Origin of the sequence: Streptomyces sp. NPDC007162, assembly GCF_040634175.1 — a bacterium.
In the GTDB taxonomy this organism is placed as follows: domain Bacteria; phylum Actinomycetota; class Actinomycetes; order Streptomycetales; family Streptomycetaceae; genus Streptomyces.
The window spans coordinates 1-2033 of the sequence record NZ_JBEYFC010000913.1 but is presented as its reverse complement, the minus strand read 5'-3'; the positions used below and the strand labels follow the sequence as shown (position 1 = coordinate 2033).

Here is a 2033-nt window from a genome sequence, read left to right as displayed (position 1 = left end):
GGACGGGATCGTCCGCCCGGACCGGGGTGACGAGGATGTCGATGACTCCCCCGCAGGTCAGGCCGACGGCGAAGGCGTCCTCGTCGCTGAAGCCGAAGCGCTGGAGGACGGTCTCGCCGTCCTCCAGCGCCTGCCGGCACAGCTCGTACACGGCGCCCTCCACGCACCCGCCGGAGACCGAACCGACGGCGGTGCCGTCGGTGTCCACCGCGAGCGCGGCCCCGGGCCGGCGCGGCGCGCTGCCCCCGACCGCCACCACCGTGGCCACGGCGAAGTCACGGCCGCCCGCCACCCACCGGTTCAGCTCCTCGGCGATGTCCAGCATGTCTCGGTCTCCTTGAACTGCGGTTGCGTGGGGGGCGGGTGCCACGGATCAGTGGACGCCCAGCCAGCTCTCGATCGGGTCGAGGGCGAAGTAGACGAGGAAGACGACGGTCAGGCCCCACATGAACGCCCCGACCTCACGGGCCCTGCCCTGCGCCGCCTTGATGGCGGTGTACGAGATCACGCCCGCGGCCACACCGGTGGTGATGGTGTAGGTGAAGGGCATCAGGACGACCGTCAGGAACACCGGGACGGCGGTGGCCCGGTCGGCCCAGTCCACATGCCGGGCGTTCATCAGCATCATGGCGCCGATGACCACCAGGGCGGCGGAGGCGACCTCCTGCGGGACGATCGCGGTGAGCGGGGTGAAGAAGAGACAGGCCGCGAAGAACAGGCCGGTGACGACGGAGGCGAGACCGGTCCTGGCCCCCTCGCCGACGCCGGTGGCCGACTCGATGAAGACGGTCTGGCCGGAGCCCCCGGCCACCCCGCCGATCGCGCCGCCCGCGCCGTCGATGAACAACGCCGTGGACAGACCCGGCATCCGGCCCTTGTCGTCGGCCAGCTCCGCCTCCGTGCCGACGCCGATGATGGTGGCCATCGCGTCGAAGAACCCGGCCAGCACCAACGTGAAGACGATCAACGCGACCGTCATCGCGCCGACCTTGCCCCAGCCGCCGAACTCGACGTGCCCGAAGAGCGAGAAGTCCGGCAGGGAGACGGCTGAGCCGTGCAGCGCGGGGGCGGCGCCCCCGGCCCACTGCTTCGGGTCGATGACCCCGAGGCCGTTCAGCACGGCGGCCGCGACGGTGCCGGTGACGATGCCGATCAGGATGGCTCCGGGCGTGTTCCGGGCCTGGAGGGCGAAGATCAGCAGCAGGGTGCCGGCGAAGAGCAGCACCGGCCAGCCGGCGAGTTCGCCCGCCGGGCCCAGGGTGACCGGCGTGGCCCTGCCCTGGTGCACGAAGCCGGACTTGTAGAAGCCGATCAGGGCGATGAACAGGCCGATGCCCATGGTGATGCCGTGCTTGAGTGCGAGCGGGATCGCGTTCATGATCATCTCGCGGAGGCCGGTGACGACCAGGAGCATGATGACCACGCCGTACATCACACACATGCCCATCGCCTGCGGCCAGGTCATCTGCGGGGCGACCTGCGAGGACAGCACGCCGGAGACGGAGAGGCCGGCGGCCAGCGCGAGCGGCACCTTGCCGGCGAAGCCCATCAGGAGCGTGGTGAAGGCCGCGGCGAACGCGGTCGCCGTGATCAGCGCCCGCTGGCCGAGGGTGTCCCCCGCCACGTCCTTGCCGGACAGGATCAGGGGGTTGAGCAGCAGGATGTACGCCATCGCCATGAAGGTGGTGACGCCGCCGCGCACTTCACGCGCGACGGAGGAGCCTCTTGCGGATATGTGAAAGTAGCGGTCGAGCCAGGAACGTCCGGCCGGGACGCGGGTGCCTTCTCCCGCGTCGTCGGCTGTGGTCCTGGGCTCCACTGACTGCTGGGTCATGGTGCCGTCTCCCAAGGTTCACAGGGGCACCCGTGCGTCGCCTTCCACGACGTACGGGATTTGGGATGTGCACGACCCGGGGGACGGCCCGAGACGAACGGTGGTGCTGACGTGCCTAGTGCCGCGGCAGGCAACGTTGGCGACGGCCCGCCGGTGCCGCAGCACCGGTACCACCCGGGCCGGAACTCCGGTGCGCCGC

Annotated in this window: 2 protein-coding genes; both read right to left on the bottom strand. The window is 70.8% G+C overall.

Translation table 11 applies throughout. The features are described from left to right. Positions 1–325, bottom strand: a 325-nt coding sequence (locus ABZ646_RS45730) for an XdhC family protein (RefSeq protein WP_360533469.1), incomplete at its 3' end; no start/stop codon positions are given. 48 nt (positions 326–373) lie between these two features. Next, positions 374–1834 carry an NCS2 family permease gene (locus ABZ646_RS45725; protein WP_360533466.1) on the bottom strand — a complete coding sequence of 487 codons (1461 nt, stop codon included), beginning with the start codon at positions 1832–1834 and terminating at the stop codon, positions 374–376. Between the last annotated feature and the right edge of the window lie 199 nt (positions 1835–2033).